Raw genomic sequence first — 24,260 nt, 5'->3', positions numbered from 1 at the left:
CGCACTATTCAGCCTTCATTGCGCTGGCTTAATGACAGCCGTTCTCATTAAGTTTGACGCGAAAAACCTCGATTTTCTCTGATCTTACATTCAGCCTTCAACACCTTGAGATTCCTTGCCCTCTTTCCGTTTATTCCCTTTAGATACGCACAGAACTGTAATAAAATAACACCTTACTTTTTACAGTAGTTTTGGAGAATCTCATGTCGGTAAATGGCCGTATCCACTCCTTTGAATCTTGTGGCACCGTTGATGGTCCGGGCATTCGTTCTATCGTGTTCCTTCAAGGATGTTTGATGCGCTGTAAGTACTGTCATAACCGCGATACATGGGATCTCGATGACGGACGTGAAGTGACCGTTGAAGAGTTAATGAAAGACGTGCTTGCATACCGTCATTTCATCAACGCATCTGGCGGCGGTGTCACGGCGTCTGGCGGTGAAGCCATGCTTCAACCTGAGTTTGTGCGCGATTTCTTCAGTGCCGCCAAAGCAGAAGGTATTCATACCTGTCTGGACACCAATGGCTATATCCGCAAACACACTGACGTGATTGATGAAGTGTTGGACGTGACCGACCTTGTCATGCTCGACCTGAAGCAGATCAACGATGAGATCCACCAAAATCTGGTTGGCGTGCCAAACAAGCGTGTGTTGGACTTTGCACGCTACCTACACCAGCGTGGCCAAACAACCTGGATCCGTTATGTGGTTGTGCCGGGTTACACCGACGATGAAGACTCTGCTCATCGTTTAGGTGAATTCATCAAAGACATGGAAAACATTGAGAAAGTCGAAATGCTGCCATACCACCAACTCGGTGCCCACAAATGGGAAGCGATGGGTTATGAGTACGACTTGAAAGACGTGAATCCACCGAAGAAAGAAACCATGGAAAACCTGAAAAGCATTCTAGAAAGCTACGGCTTGAAAGTGATGTACTAAACCCAGATTCCCCGTTGGCTTGGGTGCTCGCCCAAGCCAATGATTCCGCTTCCCTGTTTTCCTGCTATATAGCTAAATAGCTAAATAGCTTCATCCCCTCAGCGCATACCGATAACCAAAAAAGCCAAACGGCACCGTCAATCCAAGCACCAACAGAGGTGCCAGCAAGTCATGAATGCCGCCTTGCTCCACCAGCCACCTCAGCGAACAAATCCCTAAGAGATACTGCACGAAGCACACCACAGGAAAGAGAATGCCTGTTCTAAGGGAAATACGGCTTCGAAACACCATTTTGGTATTGAGCATGTAGGACACCACAATGCCGATAGCGACTGACACGGTATAAGCCTGAGTGAAACTCAGAAAGAGATAAAAGAATGCATAAAGGGCATAGCCAAGCGCAGTGTTGAATAGCCCTACCCCCATAAATCGACGAAACTCCGCCATTGCCGCATTTCCTTTCCATCGACACATTAAAACCCGCGAACAAGGCTAACGGAGCCGAGGTGGAAAAAAGGTCAATGCGCGCGTTGCACTTCATCGATCCGGCGACAAATACTCCCTGTCATAGAACGTGCGCAGCCAGTGCGGTCGATAAACCGACATCAGCGTCACCGCCATACCGTTGAGCAAGCCTTCCGGGAACCAAATCAGCACCGCCAGCATCAGGTAGTTATGGGTGATGGTATCCCACGAATAGAGGCCCGATACCCAATACCCCGCCGACACCACCAGTAAATGCAGCACAATAGTAAACGCGGCATTAAAGAAGCCCGCAATGAAGATATACACAAACAAATGCCGACTGAGATATCGGTAGGAAAGCCAGAAGATGGCGTAACTCACAAAGGCCGGAATCACCGCCGTGGTCACCGCGTAGAGCCCAACATCCATTGCAGGCAACATGCCGAAGCCCACCATCAAGGCAAGCGGGATCATGGCAATCCACACCGCGATCCTTGGACCGTGACACAGCGTAAGCACTGTCATCCCCAGAAAATGAATATCCAGCCCTTCACGAATGCCCGCTTTCAGCGCCCACAAGCAAAACAGCACAATGCCACTGGCAAACACCAAGTGTTGATAGCCTTTGTCTTGGCGCATTTTCTGCCAGCCATCCTTGGGCCAACAGAGCCAAAGTACGACCAATAAGGCTGCCCACCCAAATACTTGCCAATACAACATAAAATCCCTGTTATTTTTCGCTCTCAAACGTCGACTATTTTGTGAAATTTCACGTTAAAAAGCGTAACTAACCTGTGTCCAGATCAAAAAAAAGAACCACACCAACTGTTAATCTGTGGCACATGAATTGCCAAACTTCTCACTTCAAACGTATAGCTAAGAGACTGTTTGGATAAAGAATTTTTATCTTTTGAGGCCACCACAATGGAAATGACACACGCTCAGCGTCTTATCCTCTCTAACCAGTACACCTTGATGTCGCAACTTGATCCACAAAACGCAGAAAAGTATCAACGCCTACAAACCATTGTAGAGCGTGGTTATGCCCTGCAAATGCGTGAATTGGACAAAAACTTCGGCGAGATGTCAGAAGACCTTTGCCGCCAAGTTGTTGATGTGATGGAAATGCACCACGCACTGCAAGAGTCTTTCCGCATGTTGGAATCTGGCACACGCTGCGAATGCGATGTGGATGAGCGTCGTCTGCAATTCTGGGGCTTTGATGCCGCAACGGAAACTCACCTGATGCACTACGTGCGTTTCCTGACAGACAACGAAGGCCTTTACCCACAATTCGATAAAGGCTCGCACCACTTCAACAGCCAAACGCCGATGCTGGCAAAATACCAGCGTATGCTGCAAGTGTGGCGCAACTGCCCACGTCAGTACCACCTATGTGGCAACGAATTGTGCCAAATCGTTAACGCCTGATCGCGTTTAACACGATACCCAAACACCCTGAGAATGCCCTCAACCTTGATTGGACGAGGGCTTTTTATTGCCTGTTTTTCATCATTAAAATCACTCATCGTAACGCGCAAATTAATTTATTTGCGCCCACTGCCAAACGGTTGTCTAATCGCCATGCACCCAAAGGGTTCCATCATACCGACGAGGTGTATACAGGCAGATCACTGTGCTTAAACGATTGAAATAACGCACATATCCATGCCACTGTCTCTTCATACCGTGCCTGTCTGCAGCACGGCTGTGTGGGAATGAAAATGAAGCCTTTCGCAAACCATGATGATCAGGTACTTAGCCTGATGACCCTTTGCGACTCCGCAGCTACGATCCAACCGCAACATCAACCCAAGCCCCTTTCGGCAACGGCGCGCAGGAAAAAGTCAGCATCGAGGCGAACACGTCGCCATGACGCGAATTTCCTGATCTATCCAACGCTACCGTGAGCGCGAGAAACGCACTTTCAATGAGTCTTCTCAGCTAACACCGTTCGCGTTAACGCAATCGTTATCTCCATAATTTTCGGTATATGCCGTCGCTTTGCAGCCCGCTGCTCATGGCTTATTTGGCATGTACCCAATCACCGTATGAGGAAAGAACATGAGTGATTGGTCTATTAACGACGCCCGTGATGTCTACAACACGCCATATTGGGGCCAAGGGTACTTCGACATTAATTCACAAGGCGACGTGGTTGCCCGTCCGGACACCAACCAACCGGACAACCACATCGCCCTTTCTACGCTGGCAGATGAACTGATCGCCAAAGGCGCATCTCTGCCTGTGTTGGTGCGTTTCCCTGAGATATTGCACCACCGCGTGGATAGCCTGTGCACCCACTTCAACGATGCCATTTCAGATTATGGCTATGAAGGTGAATACCTGCTGGTTTACCCCATCAAAGTGAACCAGCAAAAAGAAGTGGTCGGCGAAATTTTAAAAAGCCAATACGCCAGCCAAGAACGCCAACTCGGCCTTGAAGCCGGCAGCAAGCCTGAACTTATGGCGGTGCTGGCAATGGCACAGCAAGCCAGCTCAGTGATCGTGTGTAACGGCTACAAAGACCGTGAATACATTCGTCTCGCATTGATTGGTGAAAAACTGGGTCATGAAGTCTATATCGTGCTCGAGAAGCTCTCAGAACTCGACACCGTGCTGGCAGAAGCAAAAGCGCTGGGCGTGAAACCGCGTCTGGGTCTACGTGCGCGTTTGGCATCACAGGGCAAAGGCAAATGGCAAGCGAGCGGCGGCGAGAAATCCAAGTTTGGCTTGTCAGCGTCTCAGGTCATGACCGTCCTGAACCGCCTGCGCGAACTGGACATGCTGGACACACTGCAACTGCTGCATTTCCACCTTGGCTCGCAAATCGCCAACATCCGCGACGTGCGCTCTGGCGTGAACGAAGCGGCGCGTGTGTTTGCTGAGTTGTATCAAATGGGTGCTGGCATCACCACGCTCGACGTGGGCGGCGGCTTGGCGGTTGATTACGAAGGCACGCGCAGCCAGAGCAGTTGTTCCATGAACTACAGCCAGCGCGAGTATGCGAACAACGTGGTCTTCACCATCGGTGATGTGTGTAAAGCCTTCGACATCAAGATGCCGCGCATTATCTCTGAATCTGGCCGCAACCTGACCGCGCACCACGCGGTACTCATCACCGATGTGATGGGCGTTGAAAGCTACCAGCGTGAAGAAGTGTTTGCACCGACGGAAGACGCATCGCAAATCCTGCACAACATGTGGCGTTCATTTAAAGACTTGAGCCAATCCACGGATCAACGCTCATTGGTTGAAATCTACCACGACAACCAGAACGATCTGGCGGAAGTGCACATGCAATTCGCCATGGGATTGGTGAACTTCTCTGATCGTGCATGGGCAGAACAAATCAGCCTGCGTATTTGCTACGAGCTGTCTTGCAAGATGTCCCACAAGAACCGTGCACACCGCCCTGTATTGGACGAGCTAAACAGCCGCCTAGCCGACAAATTCTTCGTGAATTTCTCGCTGTTCCAATCGCTGCCGGATGCATGGGGCATCGAACAGGTGTTCCCTATTCTGCCATTGTCGAAGTTGGATAAAGCGCCAGAAAGCCGCGCTGTCCTGCTGGACATTACCTGCGACTCCGATGGCGCGGTGCAGCAATACGTAGAAGGCCAAGGCATTGAAAGCACCCTTGCCGTGCCGACGTGGTGTGATGCATCACCGTACCGCATTGGCTTCTTCCTTGTCGGTGCGTATCAGGAAATTCTGGGCGACATGCACAACCTGTTCGGTGACACCGATTCAGCCGTTGTTCGCAGCAACAAAGACGGCGGCTACGAGATTGCCTCCATCCACCACGGCGACACCGTGGGCGACGTGCTGCGTTACGTGCATTTAGAAGCAGACGAGTTCCTGAGCCAGTACGAAGAAATGGTGAAAGCCCTGCCAGAACAAGAGCAAGAGTCGATTCTGTTCGAGCTGTCAGAAGGCCTGAAAGGCTACACCTACCTCGAAGATATTCACCAAAACCGTTAATGACATTGGCTGCCTGCTCAGACGCAGGCGGCCACTTTTTGCAAGGATTTAACCCATGGCAACCCTCGCCAATTTCCCAGATTACTCACTGTACGCCAACGCGTTCGGTTTCCTGCGCCAACCTTTAGTGTTCCAACCACAAGGCTGCGATGCAGACGTTGTTATTACCGGTGTGCCGTTTGATATGGCCACCACAGGCCGCTCTGGCAGCCGCATGGGCCCAGGCGCCATTCGCCAAGCATCTACCAACCTTGCGTGGGAAGGTAAACGCTGGCCGTGGGATTTCTCCCTCACCAAAGAAATCAAAATCGCTGACTGTGGTGATTTGGTGTTTGATTGCGGCGACGCAGCACAAATGTGTGAGCGTCTCGAAGACCACGCCACCAGCTTGCTGGCAGAAGGCAAAACCTTGCTGACCTTTGGCGGCGACCACTTCGTGACCCTGCCCCTGCTGCGCGCGCACGCAAAGCAATTCGGCGAAATGGCACTGATTCACTTCGATGCCCACACCGACACCTACGACATGGGCAGTAAGTACGACCACGGCACCATGTTCTACCATGCGCCAAACGAAGGGTTGATTGACCCACACAGCTCCATCCAAATCGGCATTCGTACCGAGCACAGCCACACCTTGGGCTACCAAGTGGTGGATGCCGCAACCGCGAACGATTGGTCTGTGGATCAAATCGTGGAAGCGATCAAAACCCGCGTGGGCGATCGTCCGGTTTACCTGACGTTCGACATCGATTGTCTTGACCCTGCTTACGCACCGGGCACAGGCACACCAGTTTGCGGCGGCTTGAGCACGGACAAGATCTTGAAAGTCATCCGCGCCCTGCAAGGCATCAACCTGATTGGTATGGATGTGGTAGAAGTCGCGCCAGCCTATGACCACGCTGAACTGACCTCACTGGCAGCAGCAACCATCGCGACTGACCTGCTTCATGTGTGGGCAGCAAATCGTAAGGCGAAGTGATTCAGCCTCATTTAGGAAAAACACCCGCATAGGCGGGTGTTTTTGTTTCAAAGTACGTTGGTATTTCGAGTATCTGAGTGCTTGGATCGTTTCCAAAACACCAGATTTTTCAGACGCAGAATGTCTGTGTAAAGCGCAGTAGAATGTATATGGTGAAATTTGCGTATTTTTTGTACGGGATGTCCGGTTTAGAATTAAATGGGCAAGTTGCTCGCTAATAAGTTGTCATATTTTTGAAGGGTATATGAGAGATAGAAAATTATATAAGTATTTGGGACTTATGTTAACGGCGCTTACAATTATAATTGTGTTACCGATTATATTTTATATACACAATGTCAGTGAAGAGCTATCTTCAACTTCTGAACACTGGGGGAATTTTGGTTCATATTTGTCCGGAACGATTTCTTCTATAGTTGGTTCACTATCATTGTTGGCTATTGTTTTTACAATTCATATTCAGATCAATGAGAATAGAAGTAATACTTACTATCACCGGAGAGGTAATTATATAAATAGCATTGACATGCTTATAAATAGACAGCGAGAAAATTTTTCTTTTGATGAGATGACCTGTGAATTAGAAGAAAAGAATAGTGAGTTACAAGCAGAGTTTATGAAAATAAAAAAATCAAGTATTAGCAACCTAGATTTTGAAGTAGAATGCAAAGCCAACTCATTTAAATACCTATCCAAACTTCATAAGACAAAACTAGAATATTTAGGTTTTTTAGACGAATTAATTCTTCTTAAGAATGAAATTTATCTTATCGAAGGTGAAAACACTAAGGAAATGGATAACATATATAAAAGTGGAATTAGTCGCATTCTAAATGCATCAATACGCCCACATTAAAAACTTTTACAATTCAGTAGTTAAGGATTTAAAATTCAGTCAAGCGTATATCGCGGATACGTATTATCCGAGCGTTAGATTTTTTCTTCAACTTAAGTTAAAGGATAAATATGTACAACTTAGTAATTGGGTATGCAGGACCAAGTGATAGCGAGAATGAGGTTATTGTTTCAGCATCAAGATTTCTTGAATACTCTGATTCCGAAACGCAAATGCGATACAGAAACTTGAACGCAGATAATGTCCGAGAACTCAAAAACTCCCCGGCACTATTTATGCAAGAACATTGCTCTGATGGGGCTTTTGTTGCCAACATTACTAACATCACTCGTTCATATAGAGACTATAAAATTACGTTTGAAAGAGATGACAACTTTGGTGTGATTCCGAAAGAAATAATAGAAAAATTGGCTATTGAGCTAGGAATCGACGAGTTTGAGTTCTATCGAACTCATTGGGCAGTCAAAAATGCAATCTTACCTAATATCTTAAGACCAATCGAAACTCCAGCACCTCCTGTTTCACCACTAGAATTCGAAGTTGAAAACCTACCACCTGAGGACGGATCTAGTTTCAATAAGAATCAAGTGTTCATAGTGCATGGGCATGATGAACACGCCAAGAACGATGTTAAAGCATACGTTGAATCTAAAGGTTTAGAACCAATTATTCTTCACCTACAGGCTAGTGGTGGGAGAACTATTATTGAGAAAATTGATCATTACAGCAATGTTGGGTTTGGTATCGTTCTTTATACTGAGTGTGATCTCGGGGCTAAAAGGGATACTTTGAGCTTTAAATGGAGGGCTCGTCAGAACGTAGTTTTTGAACATGGTTACCTCATTGCAAAACTGTCGAGAGAAAGAGTAGCAGCCTTGGTTAAAGGCTCTGTTGAAACTCCAAATGATATTAGTGGGGTTGTTTACGTCTCTATGGATGCTGCGGGAACGTGGAAAGGAGAGTTAGATTCTGAATTACGTAACGCTGGATATGAGATCCCAAACAGCTAACAACGTGTTTAGAAAAGACTCAAAACGCTAGGCCGCGTGGTGTCAATCATTGAATTGAGTGCTTTAGTTCTAATGGTTTAGCCAGGGGGTTAAAGCGTATTTCGCACCTTAACACGGCGAAATGAATCCCCCGCTCGACAAACATCCGCAAGACTGAATAGTCGCCCGCGCCCTGCAAGGCATCAACCTGATTGGTATGGATGTGGTAGAAGTCGCGCCAGCCTATGACCACGCTGAACTGACCTCACTGGCAGCCGCGACCATCGCAACCGACCTGCTTCATGTGTGGGCAGCAAATCGCAAGGCGAAGTGATTGTAACTTGCTGAAGAAAAACACCCGCATAGGCGGGTGTTTTTGTAGGTGGGTAAACGAATCAGAAGCTGACCATTTTCAAATGAGGCGCGATGGGATCTGTTCGTTTGCTAGGGGTTGTTTTTTGTGCGACGGTGTCACAGATGCTTTTTGTTGTCTGAACGATCTCAAGGTATTAGGGAGTAAGTGTGATTTCCATTGATGCTAGTAAGGTCAATACACCCTTAGAAGAGTCTGAACGCGTGTTGTGGTGCGGGCAGCCTCATCAAGGGCGGATACATAGGGAAGGAGACTCGACGTCAATTGGTTCGAACATCACCTTACTGGTGATCCTTCTTCCTATCGTTCTCATTGGTTCGATATCTATCGCTGATACACCTTCCAGTGCATTACCAATCTTTTTACTGGCAATGGTTGTGTTCTACTTCCTATACGGTAAACAAATTCACGACCAATATATTCGGAAAAATACGGTTTATGTCGTAACCAATAAGCGGGCAATCATCGAGAGGAAAAACCTCGGTGGTAGTTCACTATCCATTGAATTTACGCCTGAAACGAAGATTCAAGTGACGCGATTTATTGGTCAGCCTTTTGGAACTGTGCGCTTCTGGACTGGAAAAGAAAGCAAGTACACGAAACGCTTGCTCGACGTCTCCTCAGATCTAGCAAGACAATCAGGCAGGCATTTCAACAATGATACCGTGTTTGATTGCATCGACGGCATGGAAGAGGTCTATGACATTTTGAGACAACAGCTAAAACTACCTGAAATTAGCCCATGTCATTCTTGAAGTTTACGAACTCATTGCTGGCTCAAAGTTGCCCCAAAGTGAGTTGGTGCTATGAATATCTGGGCACTTGAATTATCTCTCTAAGGCCAAGTTTTTCTAATGAATTACCACTCTATAAAATCATAGATACATGCCTATAGTAAAAATGTACTCGTTTTTAGTACGGGATGCCCGAATTCTCCCATTTAAGTCGCAACTCAAAAAATTAATCCACTGATTTTATAAAGATATATGGTAAATTTTGACAATTTTACGCGGATTAGTCGGGCGGGCGTTTTTGTACTAAACGGGCAAGTTGCCCGCTAAAAAGTTGTTAGGCAAATAAGTTACCATTTGGTGCGTTATTCCGTATAATTCGCCGATATTTTTATATGTGAAATTCAGTGAATGACATCAAAGTTTTTTAATCCATCTAAAAGTTTTCTTCACCTACCAATTGTATGGTCAGCAATCGTAATTTTGTTCATTTTGGCTATTGTGTCTGGGGCAGTAATTACGTCGCATACCCCTTTGGTATGGGACTTCAGTTCTAACGGGTTTAACCTATTCATATCAACATTCAGATTCCCATTAGGAATTCTAGCTCTTGTAATCCCCATCGTTGCACTCCTTGCTGCTAACCATCGGTCGGAACAAACGAAAGAGCAAATAAGAATAACAGGCTCGCAAAACAACTTTGCAAACTATTACAAGCACCTAGAAGAATTTGTCAAGTATTCTGAAAAGTCCTCAGATGCGGAGGGTATTGATTTTCGGTATGCACATAAAAAGCTATATCCTAATTCACAATCTGGAGATTATTCAATTTGTCCTACGCTGATATTTTTGCTAGAAAAAATGCAGAAGATGCCACATCACCTTTATGATAAATATCCAGACAATGTGAATGAAGATTTGGAAGAAGATGAATATAAAAGCTATGTTGAGCTGTTGAAAAACATAGCTGTTTATATAAATAAGGAAACTTATAAATATCTACCGGAACATGATTTGTTTGGTTCTTATAGCTCAACATACCTTGTTAAATCAATGCGTCTACTTGATAAAACAATTGAGTTATGCAAGTTAATCGAGACGTTATGTTCTTTTTCCATGGACTTTGAAAGTAAGGCAAAAGGACTAACGACTGTTCATTTTCAAGTCTCGGATTTTGGTATCTCAAAAGACAACGACAGCCAGAAAAATGTTTACGACTTTGCTAGTGAACGCAGTTTTAATAAAGCTAATGAACATTTCAAGGAAAGCTTGCGGGAAATGAAAGGTGTTGCGTGAAAATTTTCCTAACAAAACAGTAAACGTGGACATTTACTCGTGGCGCAGTTTTTCAAAGAAATGCTGAGATTTAGGTGTTTTAATAAGTTTGGGGTGGTAAACACCCTTTTTTATGTTGGGTGTTCTCTTAGTTAAGAGGTGAACGTGAGTAAAAATAGTTTTACAATCAGCGACGGAATAACCGTTATATTTGTAACAGCTTTGGCATATCTATCTGTATTATTTTATGAAATAGGATATACGGGATATTTTTCAATACCTAAGGAATTCATTAAAATTGATGTTTCCAATTTGCTAATAACAGGTGCTGTTCTTATAGGTGTTTCTTACTTGATATTCTACGTTCTTGATATGTTAACTTCGTTGATAAACATGAAGTTCCATAATACGGGGATTTCTCGTCTTTTTTCAAAACATGGTTTGCTCTTAATTATTGGTATATTTGTATGTTTAATGTCTGACTTCGATATAAGGAGTTCTTTTTACTTTCTTTTTATTCCTGTGTTGTACTTTACATTGGATGCAACACCACCATTATTTGAGAGTGAAAAGTTGGGAACTTATAATTCACGGCTTGAAGACTGGTTAAATATACAGAGCAAAAATCCAACAAGAGGTATGGTATATTCAGCGAGTAAAAATGGATATGGTTCATTGATGATAATAGGTATATTTTCAATGTATCTCTTGGCTTTCTGTCGAGTTGTTGGTTTGAGTGAAGCAAAGGCGACAACAATTTTTCCTGTTATAAATAAAGACAATGTTGTGCTAAGAGTTTATGGTCAAAATGCTCTAGTCAGTAAAATCAATAGGGGGGATATGATATTGGAAAATTATTTTAAGATAGTAAACCTAGAAGGGGTATCCTTCAAAATTGAGAATTTAGCAGATATTAAAGTGGCTGAAGTTAAGAATAAGTAGTACCAGAGTCGATTTCACACCTAACACATATGAGCCCTTTTCCGGTCAATAGGCAATAGCATTCTTTTGGCTGCGTTAGCAGCCAATGCTCTCGAACAATAAAGCAATCTACTTCGTTTTGCCCAACCTGTAGTTATCCGAAGTGAACACTTTAGAGTAATAGCCCTAACTGATTCCTGTCCAAAAGCCATTCAGCGGCAATACCCAAACACTTGCTCTCCGTAGCCATAACCCCCCTCTAACTCCCCCCTTGAAAAGTGGGGAGGATCAAGAGCTGAACAAACCGTGGACATAAGTAATACCGGGGACATCCTTTACACATTTAGCTAGGAACATTCCCACAGCTATATAGTCGGCAAGAGTTCGGTAGTAACAGATGTTTTAGTGCAGCATTGCTTTGCCATTTAACCTTGGGCTGTCGATTTTAAAGCCTCTCCCGAGCAATTTTCTCTTTCTATTCTCCTCTCCTTGCTTGAACCCCTAGCCCTTGCACCGTATCCTTGCCGCTCATCCATCCTTGTCGAAATGTCACTATGTCATCTTATCTTTGTCCGCTATGTCAGCAGCCGCTGAATCTTTCTGAACGCACCTACAAATGCGTCAACAATCACCAGTTTGATCTGGCAAAAGAAGGCTACGTAAACCTGTTGCCTGTTCAGCACAAACGTTCGAAAGATCCCGGTGACAATAAAGAGATGATGCAAGCACGTCGTCAATTCCTGAACGGCGGGCATTACCAACCAATGCGTGATGCGGTGAGTGATTTGTTGCGCGGTTTGATCAGCAAAGAAGACAGCACGCAGCTGCTTGATATCGGGTGTGGCGAAGGCTATTACACCAGCTACTTTGATGCGCAAATGGCGAACACCAAGGTTATTGGTTTAGACATTTCAAAAATCGCGATCCGTTATGCGGCGAAGCGTTACCGTGACTGCGATTTTTTGGTGGCATCAAGCCAACGCTTGCCGTTTGCGGATGATCAACTGGACGCGGTTGTGCGCATTTACGCGCCCTGTAACGGTGAAGAATTGCAACGCACCGTGAAAAACGGCGGCGTGGTCGTGACGGTTACCCCTGGCCCTCGTCATCTTTACCAGCTCAAAGAAGGCATCTACTCAGAGGTGAAACTGCACGATGTGGCGGTGGAAGATTTGCCAGGGTTTGAACTGGAAGCGGAGCAGTCTGTCGCTTATCCAATGACGTTGAACAGCGACGATGCAACCACCTTGCTGCAAATGACGCCGTTTGCGTGGCGCGCACCTGAAACGCTTTGGCAAACCCTGAAAGACGCGACCGCCTTTGATTGCGAAGCGGATTTCACACTGCGCGTTTACCGTAAAAACGCCTAAGCCTTAAACTCTTGTTTGAGCGCAACGCGGTTCGTTCTGGTCACAGGCGAGCCGCGTTTTGTTTATGTAATTTAATCCACGGTGAAACTCGCCGAGCGGTGCATCTTGAGGTAGTTTGAAAGAAGCACTCTCTCACTGATGGATTCGCATTATGACCCGTGCCTTCTTCTCCGCATTCCTGACAACCTTGCTGGTTGCTTGTAGCCATCCGCTAGACCTGCAAGAAACGCCGGTTCCTGCCACCACCTTGTACGATTACCGCATTGAATCGTCAGGCGGCACGCCCTATTCCTTAAATGAGTTTGCCAATGCGGTCAGCGATGCCGACGTTATTTTGGTGGGCGAATGGCACACGCACCCGGGCATTCATCTGTTTCAGGCGCAATTGCTGGCAACCTTGGCGGAAAGACGCCCTGCAACGGCACTGTCCATGGAGCAATTCTCTCGCCCTGCCCAACCCGTGATAGATGCGTATTTGAATGGCGACAGAGGTGAACAAGCCTTAACGAGTTACACCGGAAAATGGCCGAATTACGCCAGTGATTACCGACCTTTAATAGAAATCGCCAAGCAGCAAGCCTTGCCTGTGATTGCAGCGAACACCACGCAAGACATCGTGCGTTGCCTGTCATCCAAAGGAGAAGGCTATCTCGATTCGCTACCTGCTGATAAACGCCAGCATGTGGCTCGGCAATTGTCGTCAGAGGCATCGCCTTATAAAGAAAAGTTCTTCTCTGTGATGTTTCATGGCGATGAAGAGAAAACCAAGAATCAATACCTTGCTCAAATTGCATGGGATGACACCATGGCGGAAAGCATCGTGGACTTTCTCGCCACACACCCTGATTTCACGGTGATGCATGTGGCTGGGGCATTTCACGTTGAGGAAGGGTTAGGGATTGCCAGCCGTATCCACCAGCGCAATCCTGATTTAAAGATCGCGATCATTTCGCCGCAAACCGAGGACTATCCGCTTCCCAATGACGTTGACGATTACCGTTTGATCGTCAAACCACTTCCTGAGCAATGGCTTTCAGAAGAAGAAATGAATGCGGCAATTGGCAAGATGCGGCACACATCGAGAAAATCTCTCAGCTGTGAATAGCGCATAGCCAAACACGGAGGCAAAACACCCAGAAACAGTGCCACTCAGGATTACATAACCACATTCTAATCATGACAATAATCTCATCATCAAGAACCCTTGAGTGGCGTAAATATCGCAAGATGCACCGGAAAACGTAATCGACAACGTCAAGGTGCAGGGAAATGCAAACAACTAAAACACTGGCTTCAGTGGCCAAAGTCTCATCAAATCAAACATCACATCGCCCCTTTTTTATTCCGACACGTTTAATTCCGACGCTTTTAGCCTCAGCCGTATTGGCATCTTCTCTCTCAACAGGCGCATTCGCTGTGGGTGTCAGTGATGCGAAATACACAGAGCTCGGCGGCTCACTCTCAAATGAAAACACCGTTGTTCGCAAAGTTTATGACCACCTCAAAGCGATTTCTCTCGAACCGCGTTTTGAAGCTGTCGGTCGCATTGTCGCCGGTGGCGCGCTCTGTACCGCAACCTGGCTTGGCAATGATGGGGATACCGCATTTATCATTACGGCCGCGCACTGTGTCGCCGGGGATAACAAATCACAAGAATCCTCTTACACAGGCCAAAACATTTCTTTCCGCACGGGCGATGGTCGCCTTGTCGCATCCGGTGTGTCCACGAACCACTTCATCGGTTACAACGGGTGTCAATCTGACTTAGCCATTCTCGAGATACCTTTGCTCACGAACCCAATCAGCAGTGATGGGAGTGCAGTGCCACAGCCTATCTATGCCGATGATGCGGATTTTGATCACTACGTGGGTCAACCCATGACACTCGCTGGCTATGGTCGCCAAGGCACACCAAGCCTTGGGGGGCTGTCTTCAGGTCGCGCGTATGGCGCTGCAAACGTCACGCAAGATGTTGGCGGTTGTTTACGTAACAAAGCAAACACCGAAGACGCTTGGGCATATGCTGCACCGGGCGATAGCGGCTCTACCACATGGCAATGGCGTGAAGGCCAATTTGTCGGGATGGGCATTACATCATGGTGGGCTGGATGGGGAAGCCAATATTCAGGCCACGGCCGTGTCGCGCCGCACCAAGCATGGTTGAAACGCATCTTCCCTAACGTCAATACGGTTACACGCTCTCGCACGCTAACCGAAAGCAAAGCGGTCGAGCTGAAAGATGTTGAAGCCAATGTAAAAGGGACGGTGTATTACCTTGCGGGTGACAATGTGTCAGGCCCAACAAACCGCAAATGGGCATACCCTCGTGGTTACACACCTCTTACGGTACCAATGGTGAACCAAACCACGGGCGGCACGCATAACATCGTGCTGCGTTCACAACGCCAAACCTACTGTGGCTGGGGTGAAATTAACAACGGCGTGTATTGCTACCCAAGCGCCTCAAAAGGCAGTTTGAAAGTATGGTACAACGCCTCTGATAACCAGGCTGCACCCTCAGGGTTGTACAAAAGCACGTTCTCGCTGAATGCAAAAGGTTGGCATGACCACAGCTACAATACCGCGATCAACCTCAACACCAGCATTCTTGTCGATGGCGCATCTAACATCGAAGGCACTGTCACGCAATCCAGCGCATTTACCACGGTTCGCTACGACAACACGGTTAACGGTTCGGTGTATTACTTGAGCGAAGGTGAAACCACCAGTGATGCGACGCAACGCGTTTGGAACGGCCGATTCAATACATGGTCGACGTTAAACGTGCCAGCCGTAAACCGCGATACCAAAGAGATTCAAACGGTAACGTTGCGCGCTTCTCGCTATGCGGGATGTGGTTGGACAACCATGAACAATGGCGTGTACTGCTCGAACGGGGCGAAATACGGCCAATTGCGCGTGTCTTACTCTGCAGAAGATAACGCCGCCTTGCCAAAAGGACGTTATGACAGCTTGTTTAACATTGCAGGAAAAGGCTGGCACTCAAGCTTCAATAAAACGTTAACGTTCAAATTGGCCTTAGAGCACGCAGGTCAATAATGAAACGTTATCTGGTCGTTATTGCCATCACTAGCCTTATCTCTGGTGTCATTGTGGCTTTCTTGCCGTCTCTTTTGATCGATGCGCCAACGTCATCTGCTGATCATGGTGTTTCACATGAGAGTGACGAAAAGCAAGGTATGGAGAACGGTTTCGCGGAACGCCCGATGACAGCACAGTTGGTTTCACCTGAATCAACGGGGCTGTCATCGGCATCAACACAAACGCTCACTGCGCCTGCCGTGCAGTTTGAGTTAGTTGCGCCCCAATCTGACACCTTGGATGCACTCGACGCCGACATCTCCGCGTTCGCCGAAGCAAACGTCAATGTGCTGGAGGTAAGCGATGAGCGCGATAGCGAAGTCGTGCCGATACCGACGGTTGTTGATGTGGATCTGACACTGTGGCGCGCGAGCGAAAGTGCCAAGTCGGTTTTTGAAAACTACACGGACGTGCAATCCATGGATGAAAAACACTTCATCGAATTTGACGACACCCGCTTAGACTCCTTGGCCCCAGGACAGCGATTTTCGCTTCCCGCGATGGATGATGAACGCATTCAAGTCATCGTGAAATCAGAGGAAACGTGGAACCAAGGTGTCACCAATTGGGAGCTGGTTGATAACCATGGACACCCCGCAGGTAGCATTACTCAAATGCAAGATTCTGTGGAGGCGGTTTTCACGACGTCGTCAGGCCAGTATTTCCTGCGATCGGTGAACGGCGTGGGCTGGATTGCCAGTGAAGAAACCCTTATTTCGGCGTTAAATGATGTTTTCACGAAACCTGAAATGAACTAGCCCAAGGCCGATCACTTGCCGCGGTGTTTGTACTGTGTCGAACAGTAGCCCCGCTCAATGCCTTCAGGGCGTCGCATCGCGTGTTTGGTGATTCGGCCTGACACGCGTTTGCGCCACAATTTGAAGCTGCCTGATTTCAGGTGATAACGCATAAAGCGGATAACATCGCTTTCAATCATGCCAAATTGGGTCGCAATGGCTTCAAACGGTGTTCTGTCTTCCCATGCCATTTCAATGATGCGTGACGTGTCTTCTTCATTAAAGGTGTGTTTCATCGCTTGCCTCCATGTTCGACTCAAACATACGGAGCACACACCGCTTTGGTTTAGGTTCTGTGATGCTTCTCTTCTTCAGCCCCTTGAAAGCACAATTAAAACGCTCCATATCAATAAGGTGGAACCTCTTCATCCTAACGCGGTCTGAGATTCATCTTTTTCCTTTTGTTTTCGATACACCAAGGTCATATTCGCCATGCTAGCTGATACTTTTCAACGCCTTAATGCTTACCTGCAAAGTCAGGTGATCGGCCAACCCGATCTCGTCAAACAACTGCTGATTGCATTGTTAGCCGACGGACACATTTTGGTGCAAGGCCCGCCGGGATTGGCAAAAACGCGCGCGGTAAAAGTGTTGTCCGATTGCATCGAAGGCGATTTCCACCGCATTCAGTTTACGCCCGACTTGTTGCCGTCAGACCTGACAGGCTCAGACATATTCCGTCCAGAAACGGGCGAGTTCACTTTCCAAGCGGGGCCGATTTTTAACTCCCTGTTGCTGGCAGATGAAATCAACCGTGCGCCTGCCAAAGTGCAAGCAGCGATGCTTGAAGCCATGGCGGAAAAGCAAATCACCGCAGGGCGTCAAACCTATGCCTTGCCTGAGCTTTTCTTGGTAATGGCGACACAAAACCCAATCGAACAAGAAGGCACATACCCGCTTCCAGAGGCTCAACTTGACCGTTTCTTGCTGCAGCTAAACGTCGATTACCCTAACGAAGACAGCGAGCTCGACATCCTCCGTCTGAACCGCGGTGAAGCCTTGGGGATTGAGAAACAGCAGCCTGTTCACATCAACCAAGAGAGCATTTTTGAGGCGCGCAATGCGGTGCTGGGCATTCACATGGCTGACGACGTGGAGAAATACATTATCCGCCTCGTAATGGCGACCCGTGAGCCAAGCCGCTACAGCGATCAGTTGGCAGCATGGCTGCAAATGGGTGTCAGCCCGCGTGCCACGCTCGCACTCGACCGCTGTGCACGTGCTCACGCATGGCTTGCGGGCCGTGACTTCGTGACCCCGGAAGACGTGCAAGCCATGGCCTACCCTGTGCTGCGTCACCGTCTGTTGCTGAGCTATGAAGCACAAGCCGAAGGCATTGACGCTGACAGCGTGGTGAAACACCTCATTGGTCAGGTTGCCAGTGTATGAGCGTGAGCAACGCCCATAACGGTTCGTCATCACAGGCACTGCCCGCACACAGCGATGGCGTGAACCTGTGCTTGGCAGAGCTGCTTCACTATCGGCAACAAGCGGTGCGCTGGTTACCCCCCGCCCTCAGCATTTGGTCGCAGTTAAGCGGGCAGCATGGCAGCCGACACAAAGGCCGTGGCATGAACTTTTCTGAGGTACGCCCTTATCAGCCGAGTGATGACGTCCGATCGATCGATTGGCGCGTCACTGCGCGTACGGGAAAGACTCACACTAAGTTGTTCACCGAGGAACGCGAACAGCCGGTGATGCTGGCTATCGATCTTAGCGCCAGCATGAAGTTTGGTTCGCAGTTGATGTTGAAGTCCGTGCAAGCCGCGCACTTCGCCAGCTTGCTCAGTTGGCTCGCCGTGAGCCAGCAAGATCGCATCGGCGCGGTGATTTATAACGGCGTGCGTTTACGCGAATGCAAACCGACGGCAAGACAGCAAGGGCCGCTCAGCATTATTCATGCCTTGATGGAAGCTCACGCGGAGATGCTGGCCATTGATACTGCTTCCGTCGATAGCGCTTCTGATAACAGTACGCCGCAAGCAGGCTGGCAAAACATGCTGCGCCATTTGCACCACCTGTGCTCAAAAGGCAGCGAAATTGCCATCATCAGTGATTTCTATTCTCTGACAATGGAAGACAAACGCCGACTGAGCCAATTACGCCAGCATAACCGCATCCAATTCATTCAGGTTTCCGACCCGCTCGAACAAGGGCAAACCGCGTTCCGTGGGCATGAATTGGTGGCTGACAGCAAACAGACCGCATGGCTTGATTTCTCTGCCCGTAAAACCCGTGATGGGTTAGCCGAGCAGTATCAACGTCACCAAGCATTTATCGTCGAATTGGCGCGATCGCTGGCGATCCCTTTGCATTCGGTGACGGCTGCACATTCCCTGTTGCAGCAATTGGGTAAGCACACGAATAAGGCAACGATGTAACATGGCGACTCCAACGTCAAACACACTTCCTTTGGCTGATATCCACCTGCAAACCGCGCCGGGCATTTGGCCGCTGGCATGGGGATGGTGGCTGGTTATCACCGCAACATTGGCCGTGATCATCATGATCGTGATGTGGCTTCGCGCACGTGCGAAGAAAACACGCGCCAAAAAAGAAGCACTGCAAGCACTGAACACGGTCTCCTCTTTGGCTGACATGAACGCCCTGCTCAAACGCGCCGCATTGAGTTATTTCGATCGTGAACACGTGGCAGGTTTAACCGGCGCGGCTTGGTTGCGCTTTCTCGACGTGCAATGTCCTGATAAGCACAGTTGCGACAAAGACGGGTTTTTAGCCCACCAAGATCTTTGGCAAAAAGGCATTTTCTCCAAAGAAGGGTTATCCGATTCCGAGTTAGCCACCTGCAAAGCGCTGACTGAAAACTGGCTCAAACATGCTTTGCCGCCAAAGGCCTCGCGCGCATCTTTGTACACACCTGCGGCGAAGGAGGAAAACCATGTTTGAATTTACATGGTGGTGGGCGTTTGCCCTGCTCCCTTTGCCTTGGCTGGTGTTCAAACTGGCGAAACCCATTCCACGCCCTGCTGCCATTCACTTGCCGCGTCTGCCTGAAGGGCTTGGTGAGAAACAAGGCTCCAGCCGCATTAAGCATGTCTTGATGGCGCTGTTCTGGCTCGGGCTTATCACCGCATTGGCGCGCCCAATGTGGTACGGCGAACCAGTGCAGATTCAGCCAGAGCACCGCGACATGATGCTCGCTGTCGATTTATCAGGTTCGATGGAGATTGAGGACATGGTGACTGCCAGTGGCAGTACCACAGACCGCCTCACTGCGGTGAAAGACGTATTGTCAGATTTCATTCAAAAGCGCTCTGGCGACCGTTTGGGGTTAGTGCTGTTCGCGGATCATGGTTATCTGCAAACCCCGCTGACGCTGGATCGCAACACAGTGGCGCAGCAACTTGATCGCGCTGTTCTGGGTCTGATTGGCAAAAGCACCGCCATTGGTGAAGGGCTGGGTGTTGCAACCAAAACCTTTATCGACAGCAAAGCGCCGCAGCGGGTGATCATTTTACTCAGTGACGGTGCCAACACCGCGGGCGTCATTGATCCGTTGGAAGCGGCGCAACTGGCAAAAGACAACGATGTCACCATCTACACCATTGGTGTGGGTGCAGAACAAATGCGTCAACGCAGTTTGTTTGGGTCTCGCATGGTGAATCCGTCACAAGACCTCGACGAAAAAACCATGACACAAATTGCCAAGATGACGGGCGGCGAATATTTCCGCGCACGCGATCCCAAAGAATTAGAAACGATTTACCAAATCATCGACCAACTTGAACCCATCTCCAGCGCGCAACAAACCTGGCGTCCGCGTGATGAGCTTTTCCGTTTCCCACTGGCCTTTGCGCTGGTGTTGTCGGTGGTAATTGTTGTGGTAAGGAGGCGTCATGGCTGATTTTACCTTTATGTATCCCCAATGGTTGCTCGCGGCACTGCCGCTGGCATTGCTCTTACCTTGGGTGAAAGGAAAGGCGCAAACATCAGGCTTGATCGCCCCGCACCTGTCCAAACTCTTGTCAGGCAACCGCGCCGAAGCAGGAAAACAAAAACGTTGGCCGCTGGCCGTGTTAGCCATTGCTTGGTTGCTGAGTGTGCTCGCATTAGCCGGCCCAAGTTGGCAGAAAAATGAAATGCCTGCCGTGAATCTGGCGGGGGCGCGTGTGCTTGTCATGGACATGTCACGCTCCATGTATGCCACCGACGTGTCGCCAAACCGCCTGACACAAGCACGCTTTAAAGCATTAGACATGTTGCCCGGCTGGAAAGAAGGCAGCACAGGCTTGGTGGCGTATGCCGCTGACGGTTACATCATCAGCCCATTAACGGACGATGCATCGACGCTGAAAACCCTGCTCCCAGAACTCTCACCAGAGATCATGCCCATCCCCGGCAGCAATGCCGCTGCGGGCGTGGTGCAAGCCATGGAACTGCTTTCGCAAGCTGGCTTCGCCGACGGTGACATTGTGCTGATCACCGATGGCATGACAGACCGTGAATCAAAAGCCACGTTAGATACTCTTGATGGCAGCCAATATCGCGTGTCAGTGCTCGCGATTGGCACGCAGCAAGGTGCGCCTATTCAACTGCCAGACGGCAGTTTGATCGAACAAAACGGCACGCCCGTGGTGGCAAAAGTCACGTTGGATACCTTGTCGCCCATCACCAAAGCAACAGGCGGTATTTTGCAAATGTGGCAACCGACCAATCGTGATGTCGACAACATTGTCGCCTTCACTGAAAAGCCGATAGATGGCGCTGCACAAGGGAAAAGTAAATCGGTAGAAGAACGTTTGAATGCGGGTTTCTGGCTGATTATTCCCGTTCTTTTGCTGGCGTTATTGGGGTTTCGTCGTGGTCTTGTTCTGGCGTTAATGTTTGTGATGGTGCCGATTCATCCCGTCTCGGCTGCCGTGTTCCAAACCGATGATCAACAGGCTTACGCTCAATTCGAATCTGGCGACTTTGAACAAGCAGTCAATGGCTTTTCATCCCAAGAATGGAAAGGCATCGCGCAGTATAAAAACGGGGATTATCAAGGGGCAATCGATACGTTGTCTGCGCTTGATGACCCAACATCTCGCTACAACTTAGGCAATGCCTATGCACAAGCCGGCGAGCTAGAGAAAGCCCAAGAAACCTTTGAGTCTGTGCTGAAAAGCGACCCTGACAATGCAGATGCCAAAAAGAACTTGGATGTGGTGAAGCAGGCGTTAGAGCAAAAACAGCAGCAGCAAAAAAATCAAGATTCCTCCGGCCAACAGTCTGATCAGTCTCAATCAGAGCAATCGCAATCCGATCAACAGCAAGGCGATGAAAGCCAATCGTCGCAAGATCAAAGCGGCGGTCAAAACCAAGAAGGCAACGACCCACAAGGTCAGCAGAATCAAGACCAACAACAGGGACAAAACAGCGATCAGCAAGGGCAATCTGATCAGCAACAAAGCGACGCGCAATCAGACGAACAATCAGGACAGTCCTCTGACGGCGAGCAAGAACAAGAGCAAAACGCGCAAAGCCAAGCTGAGTCAAAATCACAGCAAGGCGAAGAACAGGATCAAGGCGCACAAGCATCGGAATCCCAACCCCAAGAGGGTGAAGAAGGCGCTGAAGCTTACGCGCAAGGTGAAAGCACAGAGGCAGGCGACAATCAAGATGGCCTTTCCGCCAGCCACCCTGTTTTGAAAAAACTCGAGCAAGTTTCCAATGACACCGCGGGACTGATCCGCGCACAAATGCTTTTACAGGCAAGGCAGAAAGACATGCCAGCGCCAACCGAAAACTCATGGTAAACGCACAATGACAAAGCAGAGAATTGCATTGAACTCACTATCACAACGCCTTAAGAGCCTCTCACTCATGGTGATAATGCTCATGGCTTTATTGCCGCTTTCGGCCTCAGCCGCAGACGCGGTCGCCACCGTATCCAAAAATGTCGTGGCGATAAACGAGCCGTTTCAGTTGACCCTCTCCGTGAATGACAGCGTCGACACCGATGATCTCGACCTGATCGCGCTTGCGGAACATTTCACCTATGGTCGCCCGAGTGTCAGTAACAGCACCTCGTTCATCAACGGCGACATGACACGTAAAACGGAAATTCGCATCGCTGTTGCTGCAAAGGAACTTGGCACGTTCACCATTCCAAGTTTTCAGCTTGAAGACTATGCCACCGCACCGATTCGCATCAATGTGGTTGAAGCGAGCCAACGTGCGCAACAGGCCAATGACCAATCGATTCAAGTGAATGTTCGCCTTGATCGACAAAGCGGCTACATCGGAGAAACCTTCAGCTACAACGTTGAACTGCTGATTGGTACGCGTGTGGATTCTCCTGCCCTGCAAGCGCCCTTCGGTGACGGTTTAACCGTGGAACAAGTCGGTGAAGATCAACAAGCGGAAACCGTGCGCAACGGTCGCCGATACATTGCGATTCAGCGTCAATATCAAATCACCCCAAACCAAGCGGGCGAATTGACCTTAAACGGCGCGGTATTCACGGGCACAAAAGTCGAAGGAAACCGCTGGAACTCAACGCTCGGTTTACCGATAAGTCGACAAGCCAATGCTGAAACGCTGTCCATTCAAGGTCAACCTGCGGGATACACAGGCCTTTGGTTGCCAACGCCATCTCTGACGCTGTCACAACGCTGGGAGCCAGAAACTGGTGAAGGTTCTGGTAGTGCCGAGCAAGCCGCGAAGGTTGGCGATCCCATCACGCGCTTTATTGCTTTAAGAATTGAAAACATCGCGCAAAGCGCCATGCCAAACCTGTCTGTGACCTACCCGTCGCGTGTTCGCGTGTATTCAGAAAAACCGGAATACCGACAAGATGGCGATGCCACCATCATGACCATGATACAGGTCATCATCCCTCGAGAAGCGGGCATAGTATCGCTGCCGTCTGTGTCGATTAATTGGTTTAACACCACCACAGGAAAGCAAGAAACCAGCGCCATTTCTGGCTTAACGCTTAATGTCGTTCCGAGTGATGAGGTTCAGTCTTCCCAACCGATATTGCCAAATGCCGAGCAAACACTGCTCGCACCTGCTCCTGTCACCACAAAGGTCGTCACACAAGCAGGCTATTGGCCGTGGGCAACAGGCGCATTCGCGCTGCTTTGGCTTGTCACCTTGGCGCTTTACCTGCGCAAACCTAAGCAAGTCGCGATACCTGCCAATGTAGCAGTGTCTTCGAATCCTTCGGGTACGTCTGCGCTGGCTTCATTGGAAGCCGCAGTGGCTGAGAATGACGCTGTCAAAGTTGCCGCCGCTTACCGCCAATGGCAACTAGAACCGCATTTCAGTGCTGTTCCACAAACGCTTCGCGACAGCATTGACGCTGAAGTCAGCACCATGATGGCAAGCCGCTATAGCGCTGAATCTACCGCATGGGAAAACCGCACGTTGCTGGGTTTATTGAAGCAAGCGCGTGCAGTGAAGGTGAATGCGAAGGAAGCGTCGTCGCTGAAGGGGTTGGTGCCGTAGCGAGATTGCGAGATTGCGA

General features: G+C 48.8%; 22 protein-coding genes and 1 pseudogene. 20 read left to right on the top strand and 3 right to left on the bottom strand.

What is annotated here, in order from left to right; translation table 11 throughout:
- Positions 1 to 203: 203 nt before the first annotated feature.
- On the top strand, positions 204 to 944 hold the full coding sequence (gene pflA, locus BCT27_RS14165) for a pyruvate formate lyase 1-activating protein (protein ID WP_102396070.1): 741 nt from the start codon (positions 204 to 206) through the stop codon (positions 942 to 944).
- A 90-nt stretch (positions 945 to 1,034) separates the two neighbouring features.
- Here the strand turns inward: pflA and BCT27_RS14160 are convergent, their stop codons facing one another.
- Both BCT27_RS14160 and BCT27_RS14155 read right to left on the bottom strand, forming a co-directional pair.
- Positions 1,035 to 1,391, bottom strand: coding sequence for a GtrA family protein (locus tag BCT27_RS14160; protein WP_102396069.1), 357 nt, complete (start codon positions 1,389 to 1,391; stop codon positions 1,035 to 1,037).
- A gap of 90 nt (positions 1,392 to 1,481) precedes the next feature.
- Positions 1,482 to 2,129 carry an energy-coupling factor ABC transporter permease gene (locus BCT27_RS14155; RefSeq protein WP_102319178.1) on the bottom strand — a complete coding sequence of 216 codons (648 nt, stop codon included), beginning with the start codon at positions 2,127 to 2,129 and terminating at the stop codon, positions 1,482 to 1,484.
- Positions 2,130 to 2,333: 204 nt separating this feature from the next.
- Here BCT27_RS14155 and BCT27_RS14150 point away from each other — a divergent pair, with 204 nt between their 5' ends.
- The 13 genes and pseudogenes from BCT27_RS14150 to BCT27_RS14090 all read left to right on the top strand — a co-directional run bounded on the left by BCT27_RS14150 (position 2,334) and on the right by BCT27_RS14090 (position 16,747).
- Complete coding sequence (locus tag BCT27_RS14150; RefSeq protein WP_017008594.1) at positions 2,334 to 2,840, top strand: YfbU family protein; 507 nt, start codon at positions 2,334 to 2,336, stop codon at positions 2,838 to 2,840.
- Positions 2,841 to 3,473: 633 nt separating this feature from the next.
- Complete coding sequence (gene speA, locus BCT27_RS14145; protein ID WP_102319177.1) at positions 3,474 to 5,393, top strand: biosynthetic arginine decarboxylase; 1,920 nt, start codon at positions 3,474 to 3,476, stop codon at positions 5,391 to 5,393.
- A gap of 55 nt (positions 5,394 to 5,448) precedes the next feature.
- Positions 5,449 to 6,372 (top strand): agmatinase, encoded by a 924-nt coding sequence (gene speB / locus BCT27_RS14140; RefSeq protein ID WP_102396068.1) that lies wholly within the window; start codon positions 5,449 to 5,451, stop codon positions 6,370 to 6,372.
- A gap of 244 nt (positions 6,373 to 6,616) precedes the next feature.
- On the top strand, positions 6,617 to 7,228 hold the full coding sequence (locus BCT27_RS14135; RefSeq protein WP_102396067.1) for a hypothetical protein: 612 nt from the start codon (positions 6,617 to 6,619) through the stop codon (positions 7,226 to 7,228).
- 110 nt (positions 7,229 to 7,338) lie between these two features.
- A complete protein-coding gene (locus BCT27_RS14130) occupies positions 7,339 to 8,238 on the top strand; it encodes a TIR domain-containing protein (RefSeq protein ID WP_198597567.1) in 900 nt (299 codons plus the stop codon).
- A 160-nt stretch (positions 8,239 to 8,398) separates the two neighbouring features.
- A pseudogene (locus tag BCT27_RS14125) lies at positions 8,399 to 8,551 on the top strand (arginase family protein); the annotation flags it as partial.
- Between the two features lie 188 nt (positions 8,552 to 8,739).
- Positions 8,740 to 9,345, top strand: a complete 606-nt coding sequence (locus BCT27_RS14120) for a hypothetical protein (protein ID WP_102396066.1) — start codon at positions 8,740 to 8,742, stop codon at positions 9,343 to 9,345.
- A gap of 387 nt (positions 9,346 to 9,732) precedes the next feature.
- Positions 9,733 to 10,617, top strand: coding sequence for a hypothetical protein (locus BCT27_RS14115; protein ID WP_102396065.1), 885 nt, complete (start codon positions 9,733 to 9,735; stop codon positions 10,615 to 10,617).
- A gap of 144 nt (positions 10,618 to 10,761) precedes the next feature.
- Entirely contained in the window at positions 10,762 to 11,538 is a 777-nt protein-coding gene (locus BCT27_RS14110; protein WP_102396064.1) for a hypothetical protein, read from the top strand.
- Between the two features lie 533 nt (positions 11,539 to 12,071).
- On the top strand, positions 12,072 to 12,887 hold the full coding sequence (rlmA, locus tag BCT27_RS14105; RefSeq protein WP_102396063.1) for a 23S rRNA (guanine(745)-N(1))-methyltransferase: 816 nt from the start codon (positions 12,072 to 12,074) through the stop codon (positions 12,885 to 12,887).
- Positions 12,888 to 13,038: 151 nt separating this feature from the next.
- Positions 13,039 to 13,992, top strand: coding sequence for a ChaN family lipoprotein (locus tag BCT27_RS14100; protein ID WP_102396062.1), 954 nt, complete (start codon positions 13,039 to 13,041; stop codon positions 13,990 to 13,992).
- A 164-nt stretch (positions 13,993 to 14,156) separates the two neighbouring features.
- Complete coding sequence (locus BCT27_RS14095; RefSeq protein WP_102396061.1) at positions 14,157 to 15,947, top strand: trypsin-like peptidase domain-containing protein; 1,791 nt, start codon at positions 14,157 to 14,159, stop codon at positions 15,945 to 15,947.
- On the top strand, positions 15,947 to 16,747 hold the full coding sequence (locus BCT27_RS14090; RefSeq protein WP_102396060.1) for a hypothetical protein: 801 nt from the start codon (positions 15,947 to 15,949) through the stop codon (positions 16,745 to 16,747). Before BCT27_RS14095 ends, BCT27_RS14090 begins: the two co-directional genes overlap by 1 nt.
- Positions 16,748 to 16,758: 11 nt before the next feature.
- On the opposite strand, the gene BCT27_RS14085 is transcribed toward BCT27_RS14090, so the two are convergent.
- Positions 16,759 to 17,022, bottom strand: coding sequence for a TIGR03643 family protein (locus BCT27_RS14085; RefSeq protein ID WP_102319171.1), 264 nt, complete (start codon positions 17,020 to 17,022; stop codon positions 16,759 to 16,761).
- 196 nt (positions 17,023 to 17,218) lie between these two features.
- Here BCT27_RS14085 and BCT27_RS14080 point away from each other — a divergent pair, with 196 nt between their 5' ends.
- The 6 genes from BCT27_RS14080 (at position 17,219) to BCT27_RS14055 (ending at position 24,241) form a co-directional block, all read left to right on the top strand.
- Positions 17,219 to 18,175, top strand: coding sequence for an AAA family ATPase (locus BCT27_RS14080; protein ID WP_102396059.1), 957 nt, complete (start codon positions 17,219 to 17,221; stop codon positions 18,173 to 18,175).
- On the top strand, positions 18,172 to 19,167 hold the full coding sequence (locus BCT27_RS14075) for a DUF58 domain-containing protein (RefSeq protein WP_102396058.1): 996 nt from the start codon (positions 18,172 to 18,174) through the stop codon (positions 19,165 to 19,167). The genes BCT27_RS14080 and BCT27_RS14075 overlap by 4 nt, the downstream gene beginning before the upstream one ends.
- Before the next feature lies 1 nt (position 19,168).
- Positions 19,169 to 19,693, top strand: a complete 525-nt coding sequence (locus BCT27_RS14070; protein ID WP_102396057.1) for a DUF4381 domain-containing protein — start codon at positions 19,169 to 19,171, stop codon at positions 19,691 to 19,693.
- Complete coding sequence (locus BCT27_RS14065) at positions 19,686 to 20,651, top strand: vWA domain-containing protein (RefSeq protein WP_102396056.1); 966 nt, start codon at positions 19,686 to 19,688, stop codon at positions 20,649 to 20,651. The genes BCT27_RS14070 and BCT27_RS14065 overlap by 8 nt, the downstream gene beginning before the upstream one ends.
- The gene (locus BCT27_RS14060; RefSeq protein WP_102396055.1) at positions 20,644 to 22,545 is read left to right on the top strand and encodes a vWA domain-containing protein; all 1,902 of its coding nucleotides are present in this window, start codon (positions 20,644 to 20,646) and stop codon (positions 22,543 to 22,545) included. The genes BCT27_RS14065 and BCT27_RS14060 overlap by 8 nt, the downstream gene beginning before the upstream one ends.
- A gap of 82 nt (positions 22,546 to 22,627) precedes the next feature.
- Positions 22,628 to 24,241, top strand: coding sequence for a BatD family protein (locus BCT27_RS14055; RefSeq protein WP_102396076.1), 1,614 nt, complete (start codon positions 22,628 to 22,630; stop codon positions 24,239 to 24,241).
- The last annotated feature ends 19 nt before the right edge of the window (positions 24,242 to 24,260 follow it).

The sequence above is a fragment of the Enterovibrio norvegicus genome, from assembly GCF_002876705.1.
Taxonomy (GTDB): Bacteria; Pseudomonadota; Gammaproteobacteria; order Enterobacterales; family Vibrionaceae; genus Enterovibrio; species Enterovibrio norvegicus_B.
Note: the sequence above shows the minus strand (reverse complement) of the source record. Positions and strands in the feature narration are given on the sequence as shown.